This window comes from Enterobacter sp. MGH 16 (genome assembly GCF_000493175.1).
In the GTDB taxonomy this organism is placed as follows: domain Bacteria; phylum Pseudomonadota; class Gammaproteobacteria; order Enterobacterales; family Enterobacteriaceae; genus Enterobacter; species Enterobacter roggenkampii.
Genome location: NZ_KI535695.1, coordinates 2,170,021 through 2,195,450 on the forward strand (window position 1 = coordinate 2,170,021; position 25,430 = coordinate 2,195,450).

General features: G+C 58.2%; 20 protein-coding genes, 4 tRNA genes and 1 pseudogene. 14 read left to right on the forward strand and 11 right to left on the reverse strand.

Going from position 1 to position 25,430, the window contains the following annotated elements; all coding sequences use genetic code 11:
- Positions 1–71: 71 nt before the first annotated feature.
- The 6 genes from L362_RS12505 (at position 72) to L362_RS12480 (ending at position 8,278) form a co-directional block, all read left to right on the forward strand.
- Entirely contained in the window at positions 72–1,814 is a 1,743-nt protein-coding gene (locus tag L362_RS12505; RefSeq protein WP_023344466.1) for an IucA/IucC family protein, read from the forward strand.
- Entirely contained in the window at positions 1,814–2,761 is a 948-nt protein-coding gene (locus L362_RS12500; protein ID WP_023344467.1) for a GNAT family N-acetyltransferase, read from the forward strand. The genes L362_RS12505 and L362_RS12500 overlap by 1 nt, the downstream gene beginning before the upstream one ends.
- Positions 2,758–4,500, forward strand: coding sequence for an IucA/IucC family protein (gene iucC, locus L362_RS12495; protein WP_023344468.1), 1,743 nt, complete (start codon positions 2,758–2,760; stop codon positions 4,498–4,500). The genes L362_RS12500 and iucC overlap by 4 nt, the downstream gene beginning before the upstream one ends.
- Positions 4,497–5,822: a lysine N(6)-hydroxylase/L-ornithine N(5)-oxygenase family protein gene (locus L362_RS12490; protein WP_023344469.1), complete on the forward strand. Its 1,326-nt coding sequence runs from the start codon at positions 4,497–4,499 to the stop codon at positions 5,820–5,822. Before iucC ends, L362_RS12490 begins: the two co-directional genes overlap by 4 nt.
- 26 nt (positions 5,823–5,848) lie before the next feature.
- Positions 5,849–8,038: a TonB-dependent siderophore receptor gene (locus L362_RS12485; protein WP_023344470.1), complete on the forward strand. Its 2,190-nt coding sequence runs from the start codon at positions 5,849–5,851 to the stop codon at positions 8,036–8,038.
- A 164-nt stretch (positions 8,039–8,202) separates the two neighbouring features.
- A tRNA-Asn gene (locus L362_RS12480) sits at positions 8,203–8,278 on the forward strand.
- 107 nt (positions 8,279–8,385) lie between these two features.
- Here the strand turns inward: L362_RS12480 and L362_RS12475 are convergent.
- A complete protein-coding gene (locus L362_RS12475; RefSeq protein WP_023344471.1) occupies positions 8,386–8,787 on the reverse strand; it encodes a RidA family protein in 402 nt (133 codons plus the stop codon).
- Positions 8,788–8,928: 141 nt separating this feature from the next.
- On the opposite strand from L362_RS12475, the gene L362_RS12470 reads away from it, so the two are divergent.
- The gene (locus tag L362_RS12470) at positions 8,929–9,867 is read left to right on the forward strand and encodes a LysR family transcriptional regulator (protein WP_023344472.1); all 939 of its coding nucleotides are present in this window, start codon (positions 8,929–8,931) and stop codon (positions 9,865–9,867) included.
- A 43-nt stretch (positions 9,868–9,910) separates the two neighbouring features.
- On the opposite strand, the pseudogene L362_RS12465 reads toward L362_RS12470, so the two are convergent.
- Positions 9,911–10,548, reverse strand: a pseudogene (locus L362_RS12465) (LysR family transcriptional regulator); the annotation flags it as partial.
- A gap of 170 nt (positions 10,549–10,718) precedes the next feature.
- Here L362_RS12465 and L362_RS12460 point away from each other — a divergent pair.
- Complete coding sequence (locus tag L362_RS12460) at positions 10,719–11,327, forward strand: glutathione S-transferase family protein (protein WP_023344474.1); 609 nt, start codon at positions 10,719–10,721, stop codon at positions 11,325–11,327.
- Positions 11,328–11,370: 43 nt separating this feature from the next.
- On the opposite strand, the gene cbl is transcribed toward L362_RS12460, so the two are convergent.
- Positions 11,371–12,321, reverse strand: coding sequence for an HTH-type transcriptional regulator Cbl (gene cbl / locus L362_RS12455; protein ID WP_023344475.1), 951 nt, complete (start codon positions 12,319–12,321; stop codon positions 11,371–11,373).
- A 96-nt stretch (positions 12,322–12,417) separates the two neighbouring features.
- Complete coding sequence (nac, locus tag L362_RS12450) at positions 12,418–13,335, reverse strand: nitrogen assimilation transcriptional regulator NAC (RefSeq protein ID WP_008499475.1); 918 nt, start codon at positions 13,333–13,335, stop codon at positions 12,418–12,420.
- 320 nt (positions 13,336–13,655) lie between these two features.
- On the opposite strand from nac, the gene L362_RS12445 reads away from it, so the two are divergent.
- Positions 13,656–13,731: transfer RNA gene (locus tag L362_RS12445), tRNA-Asn, on the forward strand.
- Between the two features lie 80 nt (positions 13,732–13,811).
- On the opposite strand, the gene ldtA is transcribed toward L362_RS12445, so the two are convergent.
- Positions 13,812–14,711 carry a L,D-transpeptidase gene (ldtA, locus tag L362_RS12440; RefSeq protein ID WP_023344476.1) on the reverse strand — a complete coding sequence of 300 codons (900 nt, stop codon included), beginning with the start codon at positions 14,709–14,711 and terminating at the stop codon, positions 13,812–13,814.
- A 191-nt stretch (positions 14,712–14,902) separates the two neighbouring features.
- On the opposite strand from ldtA, the gene shiA reads away from it, so the two are divergent.
- From shiA to L362_RS12425, 3 genes are all read left to right on the forward strand, one after another.
- Positions 14,903–16,216 (forward strand): shikimate transporter, encoded by a 1,314-nt coding sequence (shiA, locus tag L362_RS12435; RefSeq protein ID WP_008499472.1) that lies wholly within the window; start codon positions 14,903–14,905, stop codon positions 16,214–16,216.
- Between the two features lie 73 nt (positions 16,217–16,289).
- A complete protein-coding gene (locus tag L362_RS12430) occupies positions 16,290–17,744 on the forward strand; it encodes an AMP nucleosidase (RefSeq protein WP_023344477.1) in 1,455 nt (484 codons plus the stop codon).
- Between the two features lie 18 nt (positions 17,745–17,762).
- Positions 17,763–19,535, forward strand: a complete 1,773-nt coding sequence (locus L362_RS12425; RefSeq protein ID WP_023344478.1) for an aminopeptidase P family protein — start codon at positions 17,763–17,765, stop codon at positions 19,533–19,535.
- Between the two features lie 145 nt (positions 19,536–19,680).
- On the opposite strand, the gene L362_RS12420 is transcribed toward L362_RS12425, so the two are convergent.
- A tRNA-Asn gene (locus L362_RS12420) sits at positions 19,681–19,756 on the reverse strand.
- A 103-nt stretch (positions 19,757–19,859) separates the two neighbouring features.
- Positions 19,860–21,314 (reverse strand): multidrug efflux MATE transporter EmmdR, encoded by a 1,455-nt coding sequence (emmdR, locus tag L362_RS12415; protein ID WP_021241423.1) that lies wholly within the window; start codon positions 21,312–21,314, stop codon positions 19,860–19,862.
- A gap of 162 nt (positions 21,315–21,476) precedes the next feature.
- Between emmdR and L362_RS12410 the strand changes: the two genes are divergently transcribed.
- Together L362_RS12410 and L362_RS12405 are read left to right on the forward strand one after the other, a co-directional pair.
- A tRNA-Asn gene (locus tag L362_RS12410) sits at positions 21,477–21,552 on the forward strand.
- Between the two features lie 53 nt (positions 21,553–21,605).
- On the forward strand, positions 21,606–21,941 hold the full coding sequence (locus L362_RS12405; protein WP_008499468.1) for a gamma-glutamylcyclotransferase family protein: 336 nt from the start codon (positions 21,606–21,608) through the stop codon (positions 21,939–21,941).
- Positions 21,942–21,988: 47 nt separating this feature from the next.
- Here the strand turns inward: L362_RS12405 and L362_RS12400 are convergent, their stop codons facing one another.
- From L362_RS12400 to dacD, 4 genes are all read right to left on the reverse strand, one after another.
- Complete coding sequence (locus L362_RS12400; RefSeq protein WP_008499467.1) at positions 21,989–22,324, reverse strand: DUF496 family protein; 336 nt, start codon at positions 22,322–22,324, stop codon at positions 21,989–21,991.
- Positions 22,325–22,482: 158 nt separating this feature from the next.
- Positions 22,483–23,541, reverse strand: a complete 1,059-nt coding sequence (locus tag L362_RS12395; protein WP_008499466.1) for an FUSC family protein — start codon at positions 23,539–23,541, stop codon at positions 22,483–22,485.
- A gap of 92 nt (positions 23,542–23,633) precedes the next feature.
- Complete coding sequence (sbmC, locus tag L362_RS12390) at positions 23,634–24,107, reverse strand: DNA gyrase inhibitor SbmC (protein WP_023344479.1); 474 nt, start codon at positions 24,105–24,107, stop codon at positions 23,634–23,636.
- A gap of 119 nt (positions 24,108–24,226) precedes the next feature.
- Entirely contained in the window at positions 24,227–25,393 is a 1,167-nt protein-coding gene (gene dacD / locus L362_RS12385) for a serine-type D-Ala-D-Ala carboxypeptidase DacD (RefSeq protein WP_023344480.1), read from the reverse strand.
- Positions 25,394–25,430: the final 37 nt, after the last annotated feature.

The window sequence follows — 25,430 nt, forward strand, 5'->3', positions numbered from 1 at the left end:
AATGGTTGCGAGTGTAAACAGAATGAATATCATAACGAGAATTATTATCAATCATGGAATGAGGTACATCTATGCGTGCTCTGCTCCGCGCCGCCGGTACAGACGTTGCAGCCCAGTGCTTTTTAAACGCCCTGTTGCGTGAAACGAAGGACTGGCGCTATCTCCCCGCTTCCGATGCGGATGCGCTATCTGAGATCCATATCCCGCTTTTCCAAACCCAGGCGCTTCGGGTGCCGGTACGCTATTTCTCACCCACCCAGCATCATCAGTACCGTTTCCCGGCAACGCTGATTCAGAGCAACAGCGACAGGGGTGACGCCGTCACTTTCCCTCAACTGGTTGATTTAATTCTTGTAAAACCGTCCGTAAAAGGCTCGCTGGATGCCGATACGCTGGCGCGTTTTAAGCAGCGCGTTCTCGAAAGCCATGCCCACACCTGGCAGGCGATTGATTTACGCCACAGTTGGGCAACCCTGCGCGATAAGCCGCTGACGTTTGCCGAAGCGGAACAGGCGCTGCTGGTCGGCCATGCGTTTCACCCGGCACCGAAGTCCCACGAGCCGTTCAACGAAGCCGAGGCGCGCCGCTTTTTGCCCGATTTCGCCTCCCGCTTCCCGCTGCGCTGGTTTGCCGTTGAGAGCACGCTCGTTGCCGGCGACAGCCTGAACGTCTCCCTGCGTGAGCGTCTGCTGCGCTTTGCGGCCCAGAGCGCGCCCGAGCTGCTCGGCCACTTTACCGACACCCGCTGGCTGCTGCCGATGCACCCGTGGCAGGCCGACTATCTGCTGGAGCAGGACTGGTGCCAGCGTCTGGTGGAAAACGGTTCACTGCAGGACCTGGGTGAAGCGGGCGCACAGTGGCTGCCCACCAGCTCCTCCCGCTCGCTGTACAGCGAGACCAACAGCGACATGATTAAGTTCTCCCTCAGCGTGCGCCTGACCAACTCCGTGCGGACGCTGTCGGTGAAAGAGGTGAAGCGCGGCATGCGCCTGGCGCGTCTGGCAAAAACGGAACGCTGGCAGGATTTACAGGCGCGCTACCCGACCATGCGCGTGATGCAGGAAGACGGCTGGGCGGGACTGCGTGATGAAAGCGGCACTATTCAGGAAGAGAGCCTGATGGCCCTGCGCGTCAATCTGCTGTTCGATACGCCAGACACCCAGACCAACGTGCTGGTGAGCCTGACGCAGGCCGCGCCGGACGGCGGTGACAGCCTACTCGCCGCGGCGGTGCGCCGTCTGAGCCAGCGTCTGGATCTCCCGCTCGCCCAGGCCGCCCGCTGCTGGCTGGACGCCTACTGCGACCGCGTATTGCTTCCGCTGTTCAGCGCCGAGGCGGACTACGGTCTGGTCCTGCTGGCGCACCAGCAAAATATCCTCGTTGAGATGCAGCAGGATTTCCCGGTCGGGCTGATCTACCGCGACTGCCAGGGCAGCGCGTGGACCGAAGGCGCCGACGCGTGGCTGAAAGAGGCGGGCGAAACTGAGGTGGAAAACCGCTTTGGCGAGAGCCAGCTGCTGCGCTACTTCCCTTACTACCTGCTGCTGAACTCTACCCTTGCCGTCACCGCCGCCCTTGCCGCCGCCGGTTTTGACAGCGAAGAGAGCCTGATGTCCCGGGTGCGCGACGCGCTGGCGGCACTGCGCCGCACGGCGAAGCAGACCCGCTGCCTCGACTACGTGCTCGACAGCCCGACCTGGAACTGCAAAGGCAACTTCTTCTGCTACCTGCACGATCGCAATGAGAACACCATCGCCGATCCGGCGGTGATCTATTTCGACTTTAGCAACCCGTTCTACAAGGAGAAGGCGTGATGGCTATCGCGAATATCGTCCATTCCGGCTACGGCTTTCACTGCACCGCAACGGATCGCGCCCTGCCGCTGGCGTTGGGTCTCGACGGCAGCGCGGTGCTGGAGCGTCTGAAGGGGATCCCGGACGGCTGGCTGGTGGAAGCCCTGGATCAGCTGTTTGTGGCCGCCCCCGCGCTGACCGGCATTACGTTGCCGTGGGCGGACTGGCAGGATGAACCCCAGGCGCAGGCGCTGTTTGGCCTGGCCCACGGTGATTATCTGGCGCGCGACGCCTTCTGGCAGCTGCCGCTGTGGCTGAAGGGCGAACGCCCGCAGGCGAGCGGCGGAATGCAGTTTGACGAGAGCCGTCAACTGTACTTCCCGCTGCGCCCTCGCCGCCCGCAGGGTGAGGTGTATCGCCGTTACGATCCGCAAATTAAGCGTACCCTCAGCTTCCGCGTGGCCGACGTGGCGCTGGACGGCGAGCGTTTTACCCGCTGGATGAATAACCCGCGCGTGAACGCCTTCTGGGAGATGGCGGGCCCGCAGGCCGAGCAGGAAAACTACCTGCGCCGTCAGCTCGACTCGACCTACTGCTACCCGGTTATCGGCTGCTTCGACGATCAACCGTTTGGCTATTTTGAACTCTACTGGGCACCGGAAGACCGCATTGGCCGCCACTATCGCTGGCAGCCGTTTGACCGCGGGCTGCACATGCTGGTGGGCGAAGAGAACTGGCGCGGCGCGCAGTACATCCGCAGCTGGCTGCGCGGTCTGAGCCACTATCTGTATCTCGACGAACCGCGCACCACGCGCATCGTGGCCGAGCCGCGCTTCGACAACCAGCGCCTGTTCCGTCACCTTTCCTCTGCCGTTTTTGACACGGTGAAAGAGTTCGACTTCCCGCATAAACGCTCGCGCCTCATTATGAGCCAGCGTCACCGCTTCTTCAGCGAGGTGGGCCTGTGAACGCGCTCTGGGAAAAAGTGAACCGCGAGATGGTGGCGAAGATCCTCGCCGAGCTGGAATACGAGCGCACCCTGCGCGCCGAGCCGCTTTCGTCGGACGCCTGGCGCATCACCATGGGCAACGCGTCCTGGCAGTTTTGCGCCACGCGCGGGATCTGGGGCTGGCTGCATATCGACCCGGACAGCCTGACCACCGCCAGCGGCGATGCCGTCGAAGCGGAAAGCGCGCTGCTGCAGCTGGCGACGGTGCTGGAGATGAGCGACGCGCAAACGGCAGAGCACATGGAGGACCTCTACGCCACGCTGCGCGGCGACATGCAGCTGCTGCAGGCGCGTGACGCGCTGGATGCGGACGCGCTGATCCACCTCGATCCGGACGAATTACAGTGCCTGATGCGCGGTCACCCGAAGTTTATTTTCAACAAAGGTCGCCGCGGCTGGGGGCTGGACGCGCTGCGCCAGTACGCACCGGAGTACCGCGGACGTTTTCGTCTGCACTGGGTTGCCGTTCAGCGAGAGCATCTGGTCTGGAGCAGCGACGCCGATTGCGATATCAGCGCCCTGCTGGCGAGCGCCATGGACAACGCCGAGCGCGCCCGCTTTGACGCCCGCTGGCAGGCGCTGGGCCTCGACGAGAGCTGGCTGCCGGTGCCGCTGCACCCGTGGCAGTGGCAGCAGAAGATTGCCATTCATTTCCTGCCGCAGCTGGCGCGCGGTGAGATGGTTGAGCTGGGCGAGTTTGGCGATGAGTACCTGGCGCAGCAGTCCCTGCGCACGCTCACCAACGCCAGCCGTCGTGCGCCGTTTGACATTAAGCTTCCGCTGACGATCTACAACACCTCCTGCTATCGCGGTATTCCGGGCAAATACATTGCCGCCGGGCCGCTGGCCTCGCGCTGGCTGCAGCAGCAGTTTGCCACCGACGCCACGCTTGCCCGCTCTGGCGCGCAGGTACTTGGCGAACCCGCCGCCGGATATCTGTCGCATCCGGGCTATGCGGCGCTGCCGAAAGCGCCGTACCGCTATCAGGAGATGCTGGGCGTGATCTGGCGCGAGAACCCGTCCTGCTATCTGCAGGAGGGCGAACAGGCGGTGCTGATGGCGGCGCTAATGGAAACCGACAACGCCGGGCGTCCGCTGATCGACGCGTGGATCACGCGCTCGGGGTTAACCGCCGACGCGTGGCTGGAAAAGCTGTTTGAGGCAACGGTGATCCCGTTCTACCACCTGCTCTGCCGCTACGGCGTGGCTCTGATTGCCCACGGCCAGAACGTGACGCTGGTGATGAAAGACTACGTCCCGCAGCGCATCCTGCTGAAGGATTTCCAGGGCGATATGCGCCTGGTGGATGAAGATTTCCCGCAGGCGGAAAGCCTGCCGGAACAGGTGAAGGCCGTCACGGCGCGCCTGAGCGCGGATTACATCATCCACGATCTGCAAACCGGCAACTTCGTGACGGTGCTGCGCTTTATCTCGCGCCTCACGCTGCAAAGCGGCGTCAGCGAAACGCGTTTCTATCAGATCCTCGCCGGCGTTCTGCACCGCTATATGGCCGCGCACCCCGAGCTTGCCGAGCGCTTCGCGACGTTCGACCTGTTTAAGCCGCAAATTATTCGCGTGATCCTCAACCCGGTCAAACTGACCTTCTCCGAACACGACGGCGGCAGCCGCATGCTGCCGAACTACGTCACCGACCTTGATAACCCTCTTTTTCTGGCCTCCCGGGAGTCCGCGCAATGAAAACCTATGATTTCATCGGCATTGGTATCGGCCCGTTTAACCTTAGCATCGCCGCCCTCGCAGAAGGACTGGACGGCTTTAGCTCGCTGTTTCTTGAGCGCAAACCGCACTTTTCCTGGCACCCGGGGATGATGGTGCCGGACTGCCACATGCAAACCAGCTTCCTGAAGGATCTGGTCAGCGCCGTGGAGCCGACCAACCGCCACAGCTTCCTGAACTACCTGGTGCAGCGTAAAAAATTCTACCGCTTCCTGACCACCGAGCAGCGCACCGTTTCACGGGAGGAGTTTGCCGACTACCTGTGCTGGGCGGCGGACAAGCTCACCAACCTCGCCTTCAGCCAGCAGGTGCAGCAGGTGAGCTTTGATGAGCAACGTGGCCTGTTTGAGGTAGTGACCCAGCGCGATCGCTTCCTGGCGCGCCACGTCTGCGTGGGGATCGGTAAGCAGATCAACCTGCCGGACTGCGTCACGGCGCAGGACGATAGCTGCTTCCATGCCAGCGAGATGATGCTGCGCACGCCGGATCTCGCGGGCAAGCGCGTTACCGTCGTCGGCGGCGGCCAGAGCGGCGCCGACCTGTTCCTGAATATTTTCCGTGGCGAATGGGGCCAGCCGCTGAGCCTGAACTGGGTCTCGCGCCGCAACAACTACAACGCGCTGGATGAAGCCGCCTTTGCTAACGAGTATTTCACGCCGGAGTACGTGGACAGCTTCTCCACGCTCGGTGAAGAGGCGCGTCGTCAGATGCTGCACGAGCAGAAGATGACCTCCGACGGGATCACCACCGAGTCCCTGCTGGCGATTTACCGCGCCATGTACCACCGCTTTGAAGTGCTGCGCGAAAAACCCTGGGCGCACCTGATGCCGTCCCGCTCGGTGACGTCCCTGACGCGCCTGGAAAACGGACAGCGTCTGAGCATACAGCATCACCTCGACGGCGGCCGAGAGCAGCTGGAGAGTGACGTTGTGATCTTCGCCACCGGCTATCGCGCCGTGCAGCCCGCGTTCCTGGCGCCGCTGTCTCACCGCCTGCATCTGGATACGGACGAAGCCTTCTGCATCAACAACGATTTCACCCTCGAATGGGACGGCCCGCAGAGTAACCGCCTGTTTGCCGTGAATGCCGGGATGCACCGTCTCGGCATTGCCGAACCCCAGCTCAGCCTGATGGCCTGGCGCGCGGCGCGAATTTTGAATCGCGCGCACGCCGACGAGCCGTTTGAGCTGGCTACCACCCCCGGCGTTATCCACTGGCGAAGCACCACCAGCCCGGAGAACAGCCAGGTTTTTAAATCATTAGCAAAAACCACCGAGTACTGACACACACAATCAGGGTCAACATAACAATGAAACGTTCTCATCTTTGGGTTTTAAATCCTTGCCTGCTTGCAATGCTTTCTACCTCTGCGTGGGCGGAAGAACAAAAGGAAGAAAATATCGTGGTCTCCGCCAGCCGCGCGCACCGCAGCGTGGCGGAGATGGCGCAGACCACCTGGGTCATTGAGCGGGCTGAAATTGAGCAGCAGGTTCAGGGCGGGAAAGAGATTAAAGAAGTGCTGGCGCAGCTGATTCCGGGCATGGACGTCAGCAGCCAGGGACGTACCAACTACGGCATGAACCTGCGCGGCCGCTCCATGATGGTGATGGTGGACGGCGTGCGCCTGAACTCGTCCCGCAGCGACAGCCGCCAGCTCGACTCTATCGATCCGTTCAACATTGACCGTATCGAAGTCATCTCCGGCGCCACGTCACTCTACGGCGGCGGCAGCACCGGCGGTCTGGTGAACATCGTCACCAAAAAAGGCCAGCCTGAGACCGAAGTCGAATTCCAGACCGGGGCTAAAAGCGGGTTTAACAGCCACAACGACCACGATGAGAACGTGTCGGCAGCGGTCAGCGGCGGCAACGATAACGCGTCCGGTCGTCTGTCGGTGTCGTATCAGCGCTACGGCGGCTGGTATGACGGCAACGGCGACGAGGTGATCATTGATAACACCCAGACCGGCTTACAGTATTCCGACCGTATCGACGTGATGGGCACAGGCACCCTCAATATTGACGATCATCAGCAGCTGCAGCTGACCACTCAGTACTACAAGAGCGAGTCCGACGGCAAGCATGGTCTCTATCTCGGGAAGAACTTCTCGGCGGTCACGGGGGATGCGACCGCGTACAACAAAGGTAACCTCGATTCTGACCGCGTGCCGGGTACCGAGCGCCATCTGATCAACCTGCAGTACTCCAATACCGACTTCTGGGGCCAGGATCTGGTCGCGCAGATTTACTATCGCGACGAGAGCCTGACCTACTATCCGTTCCCGACCCTGACCAAAGGCGTGGTCACCAGCATCGGCGCGTCGCAGCAGAAAACCGATTTCTACGGCGGCAAGCTGACGCTGAACAGCAAGCCGGTGGACGATTTGACGCTGACCTGGGGTATGGATGCCGACCACGAAACCTTCGACGCCAACCAGCAGTTCTTCAACCTGAAAAAAGCTGCGGCGAGCGGCGGCATGGAGCTGGATAACGCCTACAACGTGGGCCGCTACCCGGGTTACAGCATCACCAACCTCGCCCCGTTCCTGCAGGCCAGCTATGATATTGACGCCATCACCCTGAGCGGCGGCGTGCGCTACCAGTATACCGAGAACAAGGTGGACGATTTTGTCGGTTACACCCAGCAGCAGGCCATCGCTACCGGGAAAGCCACCTCCGCCGACGCGGTGCCGGGTGGGAAAACCGATTACAACAACTTCCTGTTTAACGCCGGGATCCTCGGTCGCCTGACCGAACAGCAGCAGGTGTGGTTTAACTTCTCCCAGGGCTTCGAAATCCCGGACCTGGCGAAGTACTACGGCTCCGGGACCTATCAGCTCAGCAACGGTCACTATCGCCTGCTGAACAGCGTCAACGTCAACGACTCGAAGCTGGACGGTATCAAGGTCAACGCTTATGAGCTGGGCTGGCGCTACACCGGGGATAACCTGCGCACCCAGGTTGCGGCATATTACTCGCTCTCGGATAAAACCATCACCATCAACAAGACGGACATGACCATCAACCTGGAAGACGACAAGCGTCGTATCTACGGGGTAGAAGGTCAGGTGGACTATTTCTTCACCGACAGCGACTGGAGCACGGGCGCGAACTTTAACGCCATTAAGTCGGAAACTCGCGAAAACGGGAAATGGGAGAAGCTGACGGTAGACAGCGCCAGCCCGTCGAAAGCCAGCGCGTGGGTCAACTGGGCGCCGGGCGACTGGACCCTGCGCATGCAGAGCACGCAGACCTTTGACGTCTCTGACGCCGACGGCAAGAAGATCGATGGCTACAACACGGTCGACTTCCTGGGCAGCTACGCCCTGCCGGTGGGTAAAGTCAGCTTCAGCGTGGAGAACCTGCTGGACAAAGACTACACCACCGCCTGGGGCCAGCGCGCGCCGGGGCTGTATAGCCCAACCTACGGTGCACCGGGTCTGTATACCTATAAAGGCCGTGGGCGGACGTTTGGTCTGAACTACTCCGTTCTGTTCTAATCCTGAGCGCCGCCTGCGGGCGGCGCATTTTGCTGTGTAATTTCGAAGCAAATTTACTATAAAATCAGCGATTTGCTGAAATTGTCGGCAAACGAACAAAAAGCGCGATTTCACCCTTTGACAAGGCGAACTGAGGTCGCTACTATGCGCCTCGTTCACACGATTCCTCTGTAGTTCAGTCGGTAGAACGGCGGACTGTTAATCCGTATGTCACTGGTTCGAGTCCAGTCAGAGGAGCCAAATTTGAAAAGCCTGCTTTTGAAGCAGGCTTTTTGCTTTTCTGCGTCGGGTAAAATTGTCGGGTGGCGGCTTCGCCTTACCCGACCTACGGGACTGCATCTCTGAAGTTAACTCTGAATCGCATCCAGCCTGGCAATCACCTTAATCTCAAACTTAAATCCGTACAGCCACGTCACGCCGATCCCGGTCAAGGTAGGATAAGGCGCGTCCCCCCAATATTCTGGCAGGATACTCCAGATAGCGTCGAGGTTTGACTCGGGATCGACGACAAAGAGGGTCACGTCAACCACGTCAGCGAACGTGCAGCCCGCAGCCGCGAGGACAGCATTAAGATTATCGAAGGCCAGCCTGACCTGCGCTCTCAGATCGGGTTCAGGCGAACCATCCTCGCGACTACCCACCTGCCCCGAAACGAACAAGAAACCGTTGGATTTGATGGCCGGTGAATAGCGATTACGCTCATAGAGCGCCTGCCGACCGGAGGGGAAAACTGCTTCGCGTGCTGTCATGTTTGTACCTTTGCAATAGGGCAAAATCAGCCCGTTGAACATAAAGACACTTTACAGGTGCAGGTTCGGGCGGATAAACAAGCGACTTTGTCCATCATTGTTTGTAATATCCAAACAATCGGTGAAAAGAGAGGACAAGTGATGGATCGTTTCGACGCGATGCGCGCCTTTGCTCGCGTGGTGGAGGCAGGTAGCTTCACAAAGGCTGCCCAAACGCTTCATATGAGCAAAACCACGGTGACGCAGCTCATTCAGCAGTTGGAAGCGCGCCTGCGCGTCAAATTGCTCCATCGCACCACCCGAAGGCTCGGTGTGACCCCCGATGGCGCGGTCTACTACGAACGCGTCATCCGCCTGCTGGCAGACATGGAAGATGCTGAAAACAGCCTGTCCAGCGCGACGATGACGCCCAGGGGACGGCTACGGGTAGACGTGCCCAGTCCGCTGGCCCGCCTCATCCTGGTGCCGGCGCTACCGGCTTTCCATGCACGCTACCCGGATATCCAGTTCGATATGGGCGTGAGCGACCGGGTGGTGGATCTGATCGGCGACAACGTGGATTGCGTCCTGCGCGGTGGCGAAATCAACGACCAGTCCCTGATCGCACGCCACGTCGGCGATTTGCACATCGGCGTTTACGTCGCACCGAGCTATGTGGAACGCCTCGGCGCCCCTGCGCACCCGCGAGAGCTGGAAAACACCGACCATCGCATTGTAGGGTTCTTGTCCTCGCGCACCGGTAAGATTGATCCGCTGGTACTGCGCAGTGAGAGTGAACATATTGACATCACGGGCAGCTATGTCCTTGCCGTGGATGATGGCAATGCTTACCTCGAAGCTGGGTTAGCCGGGTTAGGCGTGATTGCGCTGCCGGTCTATATGGCAGAAGCGCATCAGGCTTGTGGTTCCTTGATTCGGCTATTCGAACATTGGCGTATTAAGCCAATGCCCCTGTACCTGGCATTTCCGCCTAACCGCCACGTCAACGCCAGACTGCGCGTTTTTATTGATTGGATCGTTGAATTGATGCAGCAGCATATCCCTAATTCCAATAATAAGTCACTCCCTCCCAGCCCCTGATTCGCTCATTAGGGTTGGTTACTTTCCACAGCACTCACCGCTCGCCGCCAGGCACGATCTCTTTCTCAAGACCCGCATTCATGCACCACGTTTTCCACGACCCCATGGAAAAAAAAGATGACTTTTTGCAATGTCAGACGGCGTAGCGGGCAGCACGCCGTCGTTATAGCCCGGTGCGGCCACCACAATGAGCTCATCGGAAAAAAGATAATGACTTTCGCTCCCTTCCCAGTTTCCCTGCCCCATCCGTATCGCGATATCTATCCCTTCCTGCTGCAGGCTGGTGACCGTCAGACTGGCCTGGATCCGCAGGGTGATAAGCGGATACTTCGTCCGAAAGCGTTCCAGGCGCGGCAAAAGCCAGTGGCATCCAAATGACGGCACCATCGCCAGCGTCAGCTCCTGCTTTCTCGGCTTCACCTGCACGAGCCGGGTGGCATCCGCGATGTGGTTCAACGCTTCGCGTACCTGTAAGGCATAGAGCCGCCCTTCTTCGTTGATCTGCACTCCTCGCCCCTGACGGATAAACAGCTTTACGCCCACCATCTCCTCCAGCGTTTTGATCTGCTGGCTGATAGCGGAATGGGTAACGTGGAGTTCTTTCGCCGCCAGCGTCACGCTGCCAAGACGGGCGACGGCTTCAAAGCTTCGCAAACTGGCAATGGGTGGAAAATCCGACATGAAAGTACTTCCTTATCTGCGCTGGATATACAGCGGCAACCTGACCATATGTCAGTAATACTAACCCTTACGGTAAGATACTGAAGATATTCGCCATGCAAATTGTATTGTAATGTCGGGTCATCCTTTTCAATGACGCGTTCTTTCACAGAGACAGGAAAACGGGAAAGATGATTAAGCTTGTTGGCATGATGGATTCACCTTATGTACGGCGCGTGGCGATCTCCCTTGAGCTTTATGGGGTTGAGTTTGAAAGCCAGCCGCTGTCAGTCTTTAGCACCTTCGACGCATTCTCCCGGATCAACCCCGCGGTAAAAGCCCCGACGCTGGTTCTGGATAACGGAATACGTCTGATGGATTCCTCGCTGATTCTGAATTATTTTGAGGCTCAGGCCGACCCCGAGCGGAGACTCCTGCCCGTCGCGCCGGATGCGCAGGCAAACGATCTTCAGACGCTGGGCTTTATTCTCGCCGCCGCTGAAAAAGCGGTGCAAAATGTGTATGAACACAACCTGCGCCCGGTAGAAAAGCAGCACATTTCATGGGTCGAACGCATTACAATCCAGCTGCTGGCGGCCTGCAGGGAATGGAGTACCTTACTGGAGGGGCGTCCCGCCACCGCCGTTCCCGATCAGGTTGCCGTCACGAGCACGGTTGTCTGGACTTTTATTCAGTCGATGATCCCGCAGGTCGTTAACGCAGCGGATTTTAGAACGATCCAGGCGTTTGCCGAATCATTCGAATCGCAGTCGGCCTTCAAAAAATATCCGTTCAATTAAATGCAGAGCCCGGTAAGCGCAGCGCCACCGGGCAAACCCGCACCTAAATCTGATAATCAATCGCCACTTCTTCCGGCTCCATCACCTGGCGTTTAATCTCATCGACGGACAGCCCGGCGTTGCAGAGCTCGATAAAGCGCCACACATAGTTACGCTGCAGCTGTCCGCGCTTCAGGCCAAGCCATACGGTGTTGGAGTCAAACAGATGACGCGTGTCAAGACGCACCAGGTTCCCGTCCTCGCGTTCTCCGCTGGACTGTTCCGCCACCAGCCCAATGCCCAGACCCAGTTCGACGTAGGTTTTGATCACGTCTGAATCCTGCGCGCTCAGCACGATGTCGGGCGTTAACCCTTTACGATTGAAGGCTTCATCTATGCGCGAGCGTCCCGTGATCCCCTGGCGATAAGTAATGAGCGGCCATTTCGCAACGTCTTCCAGCGTCAGGGGAGAGACCTGATTCAGCGGATGATCGACCGGGAGCAGTAAGCTGTGATACCAGCGGAACCACGGGAACGCCACCAGCAGCGGGTCGTTGCTCAGGCGTTCGCTGGCGATACCGATATCCGCCCCACCGTTTTGCAGCAGCACTTCAATTTCCTGCGGCGTGCCCTGGATAAGCTCCAGACGCACCTCCGGAAAAAGTTCGCGGAACGCCTTAATCACCGGCGGCAGGCTGTAGCGCGCCTGGGTGTGGGTGGTGGCAATGGTAAGCACGCCGGAGGCGTCATTGGTGAAGAGATCCGCCAGGCGACGCACGTTGCTGGCCTCGTTGAGGATCCGCTCAGCGATGGTGAGCAATGCCTTACCCGGCTCCGTCATGCCGAGCAGCCGCTTGCCGCGACGGATAAAGATCTCTATGCCCAGCTCCTCCTCCAGCTCGCGGATATGGCGGCTGACGCCGGACTGAGAGGTATAAAGCATATTGGCGACCTCGGTCAGGTTGTAGTCCCGCCTGGCCGCCTCACGGATAATTTTAAGTTGCTGGAAATTCACGATTCACTCCGGCGCATCTGACATAGCTCTATTGTTAGAGTCAGCCGAGCTGCAGAACAAATAATAAAAACCAGCATCTTATGCTTTTATGGAATATCAGCTCACGAGCTGGAGTTCACGGTTCTCAAGCGATGGCTTGCTGACCAGCGACATCAGAATCTCTTTTACCGCCTGCGCCTGTGGCGACAGCGAACCGCGTGCGGACATGTTCAGCGACAGCGGCAGGCTCATGGAAGGCGTGGTGATCCGCGCCATCCAGCCGTTTGCCGCGCTGCACAGCGAACGCGCGGCGGATTCCGGCAGCACGGTGACGCCCATGCCGCTGGCAATGGCTGCGGTCAGCGTGGAGATCGAGTCAATTTCGCCGATGATTTTGGCCGTCAGGCGGCGCAGGGAGAACGCTTCGTCCACGCGCACGCGCACGGCGCTGTAGTCGCGCGGAAGATAGAGGTTCATCTCTGCCACGGCGGTAAGGTCGACACTCTGGCCCGGACAGTCGCGGGTGCCCACGAGGTAGAGATCTTCTTTCAGCAGCGGCTGGCTGGTGATCCCGGCCACCGGGGAGCGATCGTAAAGGACCGCCATGTCCAGCTGGCCGTTGAGCAGTTTGTCATTCAGTACGGACCCGCTGTTTTCGTGCAGGTACACCAGCACTTCAGGCAGCTCAGCGCGAACGGCCTGCAGCAGCGGCATGGTAATAGAGGACGCGGCCGTTCCCGGCGCCAGGCCAATAGAAACGTGTCCGCTCAGGGTCTGGCCCACGTTATTCACCGCCAGCTGCGCCTGCTCGCACTGGCGCAGAATCGTGCGCGCATGGGTATAGAGAATTTTTCCGGCTTCCGTTGGCGTGACGCCGCGTTTGGTACGGATCAACAGCTGCTGATCCATCTCGCCTTCCAGAGTAGCCACCTGCTGGCTCAGCGCAGGCTGCGCGATATGCAGCACTTCTGCTGCTTGAGTCAGGCTGCCGATATCGACGATTTTTACGAAGTATTTCAGTCGTCTTAAGTTCATTTTGCCCCCTGTTCGAAATGCTGTGCCGGAACCGGCTGTCGTTGTTGAACAGGTTTTGCAATATGAATGCCACTTTTACCAGGCGGTCTGAATTGGGCGCTAAGCGCCTGAAAATAAGGAAACCTAATCATGGAGGGGGGTTTTATTACCGAAACAGCAGTTTATGATCTGCCCCATTAGAGGTATATCCGCACCAAAGCGGTGCATTCCGCTGTCAAAAACAGCACTTTGCCGATTTTGTCAGCAAACGATCAAAAGGCGGCGATCCACCCTTTGACAAGGGAGACGCAGGTCGATAATATGCGCCCCGTTCACACGATTCCTCTGTAGTTCAGTCGGTAGAACGGCGGACTGTTAATCCGTATGTCACTGGTTCGAGTCCAGTCAGAGGAGCCAAATTTGAAAAGCCTGCTTTTGAAGCAGGCTTTTTGCTTTTCTGCGTCGGGTAAAATTGTCGGGTGGCGGCGAAAATGTCCTCAATTGCCGAGCTTCACCGGCATCCCTGACCGCCGTTCCAGCTCAGCGCCCGCCCCCTCGTTTATCAACTGTGTCTGCTGTGCGGCGGAGATGGGCAGCGGCACTTTCCGGGTCGATTCAAATTCCGCGCGGTTACGTGATAACGGCTCGTGAACCTCCACCCAGCGGCTGCCGTCCGGTTCCGTGGTGACTTTAACGGGCCGATCGATAAGCTGCACGCGGGTGCCGACGGGAACATTATCGAAAAGGTATTTGATGTCGTTATTCCGCAGACGAATACAGCCCTGGCTCACCCGCAGCCCGATGCCGAAATTGGAGTTTGTGCCGTGTATGGCATACAGCCTGCCGATATAGATCGCATACAGCCCCATCGGGTTATCCGGCCCGGCGGGCACGAAGGCAGGCAGCGTTTTTCCCTCTGCCGCATAGGCACGTCGCGTATTGGGCGTCGGAGACCAGGTGGGTCCCACCTGCTTACGTTCAACCGCCGTTACCCAGTTACGCGGGGTTTCGCGCCCGGCCTGACCGATGCCGATGGGCAGCACTTCAACGGTATTGCTGCCCGGCGGGTAATAGTAGAGACGCATTTCCGCCACGTTAACGACAATCCCCTCGCGAACGGTGTCGGGCAAAATCAGCTGCTGGGGAATGACCAGCCGGGTGCCGGATTTGGGCAAAAAAGGATCCACGCCCGGGTTCGCTTCCAGCATATTGCTCAACCCCTGCCCGTACTGCGCGGCAAACGCCTCAAGCGGTAACGTATTATGATCCGGCACGGTAATGACCTGCGAGCTCCCCACCAGGCGACTGCCCGTCGGCGGTAAAGGATAGCTCACCGCCTGCACGCTCTGGCTGATGAGTAACGCAGCAAGACAGCCCAACGCCTTTTTACGACACATATTCCCTTCCTCAGTCGCTTCGCTCTTTAGTAAGCATAGCGTAGCCGTTTTGCATTACCCATCAGGAAATAAAATCAGTTTGCACAGGCCCCCTGTCGCGGTAGTCTCATAGGTTCCGTTTATATGACGGCCGCTATGTGAGTGACCTTTTCTTATACCAATAATTAAAAATCAGTGCAGACAGGACAACTATGGACTCCACTCTCACCTCCACACATCCTAACGAGGAGACACCTTCGCTCAATCGTGCCCGCCGCGCCGCACTCGGCAGCTTCGCGGGTGCCGTCGTCGACTGGTATGATTTTCTGCTCTACGGCATTACCGCCGCGCTAGTGTTTAACCGCGAATTTTTTCCACAAGTCAGCCCCGCGATGGGCACCCTCGCCGCGTTTGCCACCTTCGGCGTCGGTTTTCTGTTTCGCCCGCTGGGTGGGGTGATCTTCGGCCACTTTGGCGACCGCCTCGGCCGCAAGCGCATGCTGATGCTTACCGTCTGGATGATGGGGATCGCCACGGCGCTGATTGGCATTCTCCCGTCGTTTTCCGCGATTGGCTGGTGGGCACCGGTATTGCTGGTGACATTACGGGCGATTCAGGGCTTCGCCGTGGGCGGTGAATGGGGCGGCGCGGCGCTGCTATCCGTTGAGAGCGCGCCCAAAAATAAGAAAGCGTTTTACAGCAGCGGCGTGCAGGTCGGATACGGCGTGGGTCTGCTCCTTTCTACCGGGCTGGTCTCCTTGATCAGCCAGCTCACCACCGACGAGCAGTTCCTGAGCTGGGGCTGGCGCATTCCGTTCATCTTCAGCATCGTGCTGGTCATCGCCGCGCTGTGGATCCGTAACGGCATGGAGGAGTCGGCAGAGTTCGAAAAACAGCAGGAAAAACCGGCCGTCAAAAAAAGGCTGCCGGTCATGGAGGCACTCGTCCGGCATCCTGGCGCTTTTCTGAAAATTATTGCCCTGCGCCTGTGTGAACTGCTGACGATGTATATCGTCACCGCGTTTGCCCTGAACTACTCGACGCAGAACCTCGGCCTGCCGCGTGAACTGTTCCTGAATATCGGCCTGGTGGTTGGCGGGATCAGCTGCCTGACCATCCCCTGCTTCGCCTGGCTGGCGGACCGCTTTGGCCGCCGTCGCGTCTATATCACCGGGGCGCTGGTGGGAACCCTCAGCGCCTGGCCATTCTTTATGGCGCTGGAGGCACAGTCGATCTTCTGGATTGTCTTCTTCGCCATCATGCTCGCCAACGTCGCTCACGACATGGTGGTCTGCGTCCAGCAGCCGATGTTTACCGAACTGTTCGGCGCCAGCTACCGCTACAGCGGCGCGGGCGTGGGCTACCAGGTCGCAAGCGTGGTCGGCGGCGGGTTTACGCCATTTATTGCCGCCGCGCTGGTGACCTTCTCCGGCGGAAACTGGCACAGCGTGGCGATTTATCTGCTGGCCGGTTGCCTGCTCTCTGCTGCGACGGCGCTGGTGATGAAAGAGCCCCGCCACACCTGATCGCCCTTTTGTTTCACAGGCGTGTGACATACTATCGGGTAGAGTCGCACACCTGTGGAACAAGGAGACAGAGATGAATAATAAGGGCTCCAGCCTGACCCCGGCTCAGGCGCTGGAAAAACTCGACGCGCTGTATGAACAGTCCGTCAATGCGCTGCGCAGCGCCATCAGCGAATATATCGATACAGGGAAACTTCCCGACCAAAAGGCCAGAAACGAGGGCCTTTTTGTTTATCCATCGCTCTCTGTGACCTGGGACGGCAGCGCCAGCACGACGCCAAAAACCCGCGCCTACGCCCGTTTTACCCACTCCGGCTGCTACAGCACCACCGTCACCCGCCCGGCCCTGTTCCGCCCGTATCTTGAAGAACAACTTACGCTGTTGTACCAGGATTACGGCGCGCACATTGCCGTTGAGCCCTCGCAGCATGAGATCCCCTATCCGTACGTAATTGACGGTTCGGCGTTAACCCTTGACCGCTCCATGAGCGCGGGGCTGACCCGCCACTTCCCGACGACCGAGCTGTCGCAGATTGGCGATGAGACCGCCGACGGGATTTATCACCCGGCAGAATTTTCTCCTCTGTCGCACTTTGACGCCCGCCGGGTCGATTTCTCCCTGGCGCGACTGCGCCACTACACCGGTACGCCCGCTGAACATTTTCAGCCGTTCGTGCTCTTTACCAACTACACCCGCTACGTCGACGAGTTTGTCCGCTGGGGCTGCAGCCAGATCCTCGACCCGGAAAGCCCGTATATTGCGCTCTCCTGCGCGGGCGGGATCTGGATCACCGCAGAGACCGAAGCCCCCGAGCAGGCCATCTCCGATCTGGCATGGAAAAAGCATCAGATGCCGGCCTGGCACCTGATCACCGCCGACGGTCAGGGGATCACCCTGATCAACATCGGCGTCGGCCCCTCGAACGCCAAAACCATCTGCGACCATCTGGCGGTACTGCGCCCTGACGTGTGGCTGATGATTGGCCACTGCGGCGGCCTGCGTGAAAGCCAGCTGATTGGCGACTACGTGCTCGCCCACGCCTATCTGCGCGATGACCATGTGCTTGATGCGGTGCTGCCGCCGGATATCCCAATCCCGAGCATCGCCGAAGTGCAGCGCGCGCTGTATGACGCCACCAAAGAGGTCAGCGGCATGCCGGGTGAAGAAGTTAAGCAGCGCCTGCGCACCGGTACGGTCGTCACGACGGATGACCGCAACTGGGAGCTGCGTTACTCAGCCTCCGCGCTGCGGTTCAACCTGAGCCGCGCGGTGGCCATTGATATGGAGAGCGCCACCATCGCCGCACAGGGCTATCGCTTCCGCGTCCCGTACGGCACGCTGCTGTGCGTCTCAGATAAGCCGCTGCACGGCGAAATTAAGCTACCGGGCCAGGCCAACCGTTTCTATGAAGGGGCCATCTCAGAGCATCTGCAAATTGGCATTCGCGCCATCGACCTGCTTCGGGCGGAAGGTGACAGACTGCATTCCCGCAAGCTGCGCACCTTCAACGAGCCGCCGTTCCGCTAATAACGATAAGGAATAACCATGTCCAGCACATCTCCGCTCTCTGCCCTGCGCCACTGGCTTGAGGCCAGCCATCTCGACGGGATGATCGTCCCGCGTGCGGATGCGTGGCAGAGCGAATACTGCGCGCCCTGTGACGAAAAGCTGGCCTGGCTGACGGGCTTTGACGGTTCTGCCGGCGTCGCGCTGGTACTGAAGGATAAAGCGCTGCTGTTCGTCGACGGGCGCTATCAGGTGCAGGCCCGCGTTCAGGTGAATCTGGACGAGATTGAAATTCACCACCTGCACAACGAGCCGCTGGCTGAATGGCTGGCAGAAAACGTGGAGGCAGGCATGCGCATCGGTTTTGACGCACTGCTGATGACCAATACGGAGTTTGAGCAACTGTCCGCCACGCCGTGCAAGCTGGTACCGCTGAAGGCTTCGCCGTTTGACGCCTTATGGACCGATCGCCCTGCCGCACCGGCGGGGCTTATTCGTGAAATGCCGGTTGAAGTAAGCGGTGAAAGCAGCCAGGACAAACGTCAGCGCGTCGCTGCCGTGCTGGCCGCGAACAATGCTGATTATCTGGCCGTTACGCCGCCGGATAACATTGCATGGCTGCTCAACGTAAGGGGCTCAGATATCCCAACCAGTCCGGTACCGCTCTCATTTGCCCTGCTGAGTCGTGACGGCCACGTTGAGTGGTTTGTAAACGACAACAAGCTCGGCGCCCTGCCTGAAGAGGTGCGCAATGCGTTTACGATTGCGCCGCAGGACGCCTTCATCGAACGCTGTCAGCAGATTGCTGCAGGCAAACGGGTGATGGTTGATGCCGATTCCGCTCCGGTCGCCCTGCGCTTTGCCATTGAACCACGGGGAGAGATTGTCTGGCGAACCGATCCCATCACCCTGATGAAGGCCACCAAAAACCCGATCGAGCTGGCTGGATATCGCGCGTGCCATCACCAGGACGGTGCCGCCTGGGTCAACTTCCTGGCCTGGCTGAGCCGCGAAGTGCCGCTGCGCGAGGCGGCAGGAAATCCGCTCACCGAGCTGGAAGTGCAGGCGCAGCAGCTCGCGTTCCGTCAACAGCAGCCCGGGTTTATCGAGCAAAGCTTTGCGACCATCTCCGCCTCTTCGAGCAATGCGGCGATGTGCCACTATCATTCGAGCGAGGCCAGCAACAAGCCCATCGGCCATGATCATTTTTACCTGAACGATTCCGGCGGTCAGTACGTTAATGGCACCACCGACGCCACGCGCACGCTGGCATGGGGTAAGGTCGACCCGCAGCAGCGCCTGCACTACACCGCCGTGCTGAGAGGCTTTCTGTCGCTGATTACCCTGCAGTTCCCCTCTGGCACTCAGGGGCATCAGCTGGATGCCTTCGCGCGTCGTCCGCTGTGGGAGATGGGGCTGGATTACGATCACGGCACAGGGCATGGCGTGGGGCATCAGCTTCTGATCCATGAGAATCCGCATCGCATCGCCAAAAAGGTCAACCCGTGGCCGCTGGTGGCGGGCAATATCATGACGATTGAACCTGGCTACTATCTGGGCGATAGCCACGGGATTCGCATTGAAAACCAGGTGGAGATAGTGGAAAGCCGTCCGGGATTCTGTAAATTTGCCTCGCTGACGCTGATCCCGATTGATTTAAGCCAGGTCGAGCTGGATCTGTTGAGCGAACAGGAAAAAGCGTGGCTGGATGCGTATCACCAGCAGGTGCGTGAGGCGCTGTCACCACGGGTGAACAGCGATGCGCGTTCGTGGCTGGAAGAGGCGACGGCACCGGTTCGTGTGAACGGATAGTGCGGCTTTTGCCGGGTGGCGGCTTCGCCTTACCCGGCCTACGATTAGAGGTTTTTGTCGGTCGGGTAAGGCGAAGCCGCCACCCGACAATTCTACCCGACGCAGAAAAGCAAAAAGCCTGCTTTAAAAGCAGGCTTTTAAAATTTGGCTCCTCTGACTGGACTCGAACCAGTGACATACGGATTAACAGTCCGCCGTTCTACCGACTGAACTACAGAGGAATCGTGTGAACGGGGCGCATATTATCGATGCTCCCCCATGATGTCAAAGGCAGAATGCATATTTCCGATCGTTTGCCGATTTATTCTCCACTTCGCGCAATTGTCAGGCATTTTTCCGCGGGTATTTCCACAGCCAGCGCCCGCTGACCATGCGCCAGTAGAACAGCGCGCCCCTTACGGCCCAGTCCAGGAACATACCCAGCCAGACGCCGACTACGCCCCATCCGAGCATCACCCCGAGCGTATACCCCGCCACAACGCGACATCCCCACATGCCGAGCATCGACACCCACATCGCAAAGCGGGCGTCACGCGCGCCCTTCAGCCCGGCTGGCAGTACCCATGAGGCCGCCCAGATGGGCATAAAGGCCGCATTGAGCCAGATGAGGATTTTAACGACCTCTTTAACGTCCTCTTCGTGGGTATAGAACGAGGCCATCAGCCCGGCAAACGGCGCCGTTCCCCAGGCAATCACGGTCAGTCCAATGGTCGACAGCCAGAAAACGTGGCGCAGCTGCCGCTCAGCCTGGCCAATCTGTCCTTTCCCGAGCCGTTTCCCGGTAATGATAGTCGAGGCCGAACCCAGTGCGTTACCCGGCAGGTTAATCAGCGAGGCGATAGAAAAGGCGATGAAGTTACCGGCGATAACGTCGGTGCCCATCCCGGCGACAAACATCTGCGTCAGCAGCTTCCCGCCGTTAAACAGCACCGACTCAATACTGGCGGGAATGCCGATCCCCATCACTTCCCAGATAATGGCGAAGTTAAAGGGGCGGAAATAGCTCTTCAGCGTGAGGCGCAGCGAGGGGGTGATCCCCGCCATCAGCACGCCGATAATCGCTGCTGCACCGATATAGCGTGAAATGGTTAGCCCCAGTCCGGCGCCGACGAACCCCAGCCCGTCCCACGAGAACACGCCGTAGATCAGCACGCTGCTGATGATGATATTCAGGATATTCATTCCGCCGTTGATCAGGAGCGGAATTTTGGTGTTACCTGCCCCGCGCAGCGCGCCGCTGCCAATCAGGGCGATAGCCGCCGCCGGATAGCTGATGACGGTCATCTCCAGATAGGTCAGCGCCAGGTCTTTAACCTCGTTCGTGGCTTCCCCGGCGACAAAATCGATAATCTCTTTACCGAAATAGTGAATCACCGCCGCCAGAACAATCGAAAAGACAGTCATGATCATCAGCGACTGGCGGGCTGCCTCGCGCGCACGTTTGGGATCGAGCTTGCCGAGGCTAAAAGCCACCACCACCGTCGTCCCGAGATCGATGGCAGCAAAAAATGACATCACCACCATGTTAAAGCTGTCCGCCAGCCCGACCCCCGCCATCGCCTCTTTCCCCAGCCAGCTCACCAGGAAGGTGCTCAGTACCCCCATCAGCAGAACGCAGGTATTTTCCAGGAAGATAGGCACAGCAAGAGGGGTGATTTCACGCCAGAACAGGACACGATAGCTTTTACGTTTTGCATACCATGGCGTGCGCGCGATCGCCTGGCGTAAGGAGGCAGTGACGTTCAAAATGGACCTTAGCGAGAAAAGTTGAAACTCCATTTCAAATGATGGGGGAGAAATGCTAATCCTGCAAAGTATTTTCCTGAAAAAAGATGTGTGGAATTACAACAAACTGACGACAGAATCAGCAATCAGTCGATTTTCCCTAAGATCAGGTTTGACAAAAGTTTTTTCGCCGCTAAGATAAGCCTCCACAACGATTCCTCTGTAGTTCAGTCGGTAGAACGGCGGACTGTTAATCCGTATGTCACTGGTTCGAGTCCAGTCAGAGGAGCCAAATTTAAAAAGCCTGCTTTGAAAGCAGGCTTTTTGCTTTGCGGATGAGGGAAAATGAACGCTCTGTTTGTCTACGGCACGCTGCGCCCGGGCCATTCTAATGCGCATATCCTTGAAAACATCGGCGGTGAATGGCTGGCCGGTTTCGTCTCCGGTACATTCTACGAACGCGGCTGGGGTGCGGCGGCAGACTTTCCCGGGATTGTCCTCCACTCTGATGGACCGCGCGTCGAAGGCTATCTGTTTATCTCTGATAACCTTTCCGCACACTGGCAAATGCTGGATGAGTTTGAAGACGGCTATGACCGGGTTGAGGTCACGGTGACCACCACTGAAGGCAAGCAGGTTCAAGCCTGGATTTATCAGCTACAGCCACATTCTGAGTCATAAAAAAAGGCCCTCTGTCACCAGAGAGCCTTTTTCACGATTCGCTGCGATTACTCGCTTTTTGCTTCGCCGTTTTTGATTTCGCCCATCACTTTCAGCTTCTTAGAGATGTCGCGACGCTCTTTGGACAGTTCAGCGTTTTTGATGATGTAATCATCAACGCGGTCTTCATAGTCGCTCTTCATGCTGGCGATGATGCCCTGAATAGCTTCAACGCTCATGCCTGGCTTGATGTAGTCGCTCAGGTTGTCGAGCAGCAGAACACGTTTCTGGTTGTCACGGATCTTCTTCTCAACGTCCTGGATTTCACGCTGCAGCTTGTTTTTGCGGCGGAACAGGCGGACGAATTCCAGAACATCCTGGAACGAAGGCTTGGTAGTTTCCATTTTTACACCCCTGATAATGTGAGATTCGGATTCGTTAAAGCAACCGTTGTAACAATAACCTTACTGACAGCGGCTGCGAATGACAATGAGTATATCGTTTAAACCTATCATAACCCCAATTGCTGCTGAATCGAAGCAGCAGGCGTCACATCCGCGTTTTATTTGCGCAGCGCCCGACAAATCAGATGCGATAGCAGCTCAAGCTGTCGCGCCAGTTCCATACTCAGCCAGACATAGCCATGAATGGGCGTTTCCGCCACGTTATCGCCCTGCCGCTCATTGATTAACTGCTTCAGCTCCGCAACGATCTCATTCAGCCGCTCGCTGTTTGCCAGTATCGGCTGCGGGTTACCTTCGTAGAGCGCATGAGCGATGGTCAACAGCGTTTGCTGCGTCATCTGCTGGGTCTCTTTGAGGGTCTGCGCGTTAAGCATCAACAAATGGCTCGGGCGAGAGGCCCAGTGCGCGTTGATTTGCAGTTCAAGCATGCAGACCAGGTTGCGGCTTACCGTCTGGATGGCTTCGAAAATCGCTTTCTGAATATGGGTCTCTTTGCTGGCGGGCGTGATCAGGCCGCGCATTTTGACCACGTCGTTGAGGATGGTTTGCAGATGCTTTTCCAGCCGGGGGCGTTCAACCAGATTAGGGGAAAAACCGGCCTGATAGACGCGGTTAAACGCGGTGACATAGTTGGCCATCTGGATACGCCAGTGCAGAAAAGCCCGCTGCGGCCAGATGCCGGTAAACAGCATGGCGAGCAGTGAACCCAGAATGACATCCCCGCTTCGCCACAGCGCCGTGGTCATATCCCCGGCGGGTGCGCCGACCACCACCGCGAGCGTGATACCAATCAGCAGCGCCTGATAAGGACGCTTGCCCAACGCCAGCCAGCCGCACAGGAACATGGCGGCACCGCACCATATCAGCATGACCGGAAACGAGATAAGCTCCAGCTTCAGGGCGATAAGCCCAAGTGCCGAGCCTAAAACGGTCCCGCCAATACGCTCGAAGGCGCGCGGGACAACGTTGCCCCAAAACGAGATGGGCCCCATCACCACCACCAGCGTGATCAGCGGCCACGTCCCTTCCGGAACCTCCAGCAAGCGGACCAGTACAAACGTCAATACGAATGCCAGCGCGATGCGACACCCGTGCACCACACGGTAGTGTTTATACAACCGAATTTCAAAAGGGGTTAATGATTTGTCGGGACGCACACCCGCTCTCCAGCTACACGGCAAATCACAATTGTACTGTGTTTTCAGCCGGGCGGAACGCTCCCGGCTGAAAAACCCTTTATTCAGCAGGCCTAAACCGGTTTGTGCTCTACCGCGATATACATTTCAATATCCCAGTAGCCGTCCGCGTTGCCGTCATTCAGGTAGCGCTCGAAGCAGGGTTTGAGCGCCATTTGATACTTATTGTCCTGCAGCAGGGAATTGAAGAACTGATACCACGGCGTGGCAAAGTCGTAGTTTTCCACACGCGCCGTCGCCACGGCATAATCCCCTCCCGCGATTTCCGTCATCATGACGCCTTCGCTGTTTTCCGGGATCATAAAATCGTCCGGTACGGTAACGGCCGTATCGCAGCGAAGTTTTTCGGCCGGGACTTCATCCGGGTTATCGTAGTAGACCGCCACCCACTCCAGCGGCTCAATGTGACGCCCGTCGACCCACATGACCAGCTGTTCAAAGCCCTGTTTTACCGTGTGTTCCCACGGACCGACCAAATGAAAACCGGCAATCTTACGTTTCTGTTGCTGCGTAATGCTGTAGTCCATGCTGCCTCCGCTTATCACTGTATATTTATACACTATAAAACTGGATTATCATTATCAGCAAACGAGGAGTGTTTATTATGTGAGCAGACTCGCAACCCTGCCAGTCTGCTCATCGGCGGTTAAAGCGTGTGATGCAGATAATCGCTCAGACGAGAGAACAGGCCGCCTTTATCAACGGCTTCCAGCGTGACCAGAGGCCAGTGGGCTACCACCTTGTCGCGATCGTAAAGCTGGATCTCCCCGACACGCTGATGCGCGGCAATCGGCGCTTCCAGCTCTTTTTTATCCAGCACGTATTTGGCTTTGATGTTGGGCACCTCCGCTTTCGGCAAAGCCAGCCAGAAGTCCTGGTCGGTGCCCAGTTTTACCTGCTCCTTGTCGCCGTACCAGATGCGCTCCGTTCCCACTTTTTTTCCGTTATGCAGGATCTGCACCGTATCGAAATTCTGCTGCCCCCAGTGCAGCAGTTTTCGGGCCTGGTCCTCACGCCCTTTCGGGCTGTCCGCTCCCATTACAACGGCAATCAAACGACGCTGACCGTCAACAGCAGACGCAATCAGGTTAAAGCCGGCCCCCGAGGTATGCCCCGTTTTCAGCCCGTCTACGTTCATGGTCTTATCCCACAGCAGGCCGTTACGGTTCTGCTGGGTGATCCCGTTCCAGGTCAGGCTCTTTTCGCTGTACATATGATAAAACTCGGGCTCACCGTGGATAATGGCCCGGGAGAGAACGGCCAGGTCATACGCCGAGCTATGCTGGCCCGGCGCGTCCAGCCCGTGGACGGTTTCGAAGTGGGTATCACGCAGGTTCAGCTTCTGCACATAGTCGTTCATCATCTTCACGAACTGCGGCTGCCCGCCCGCCACGTGATAGGCCAGCGCCACGCAGGCGTCGTTGCCGGAATCGACAATCAGGCCGCGGCTCAGATCGCGCACGGTGACGCGATCGCCCTCCTTCAGGAACATCAGCGACGAACCGTCAAACACCGGGTTCCCTTTTGCCCACGCATCGCGCCCTACGGTGACGATGTCATCCGGGGTAATGCGGTGGCTATCAATGGCCCGATCCACCACATAACCCGTCATCAGCTTGGTCAGGCTCGCCGGATTACGTTGTTGATGTTCGTTGCCCGCCGTTAAAATCTGACCAGTCGTGTAATCCATCAGCACCCAGGAGCCAGCCTGAATGGCCGGAGGCTGCGGCGAAAAATCCAGTGGTTCGGCCGCAAAAGCAGATGAGACACTCGAAGCGAGTAAAGAAACAGCAATAAACAGACGGCGTTTCAACGGTATATCCTCAGGTCATTAAAAATCGATGACCTTT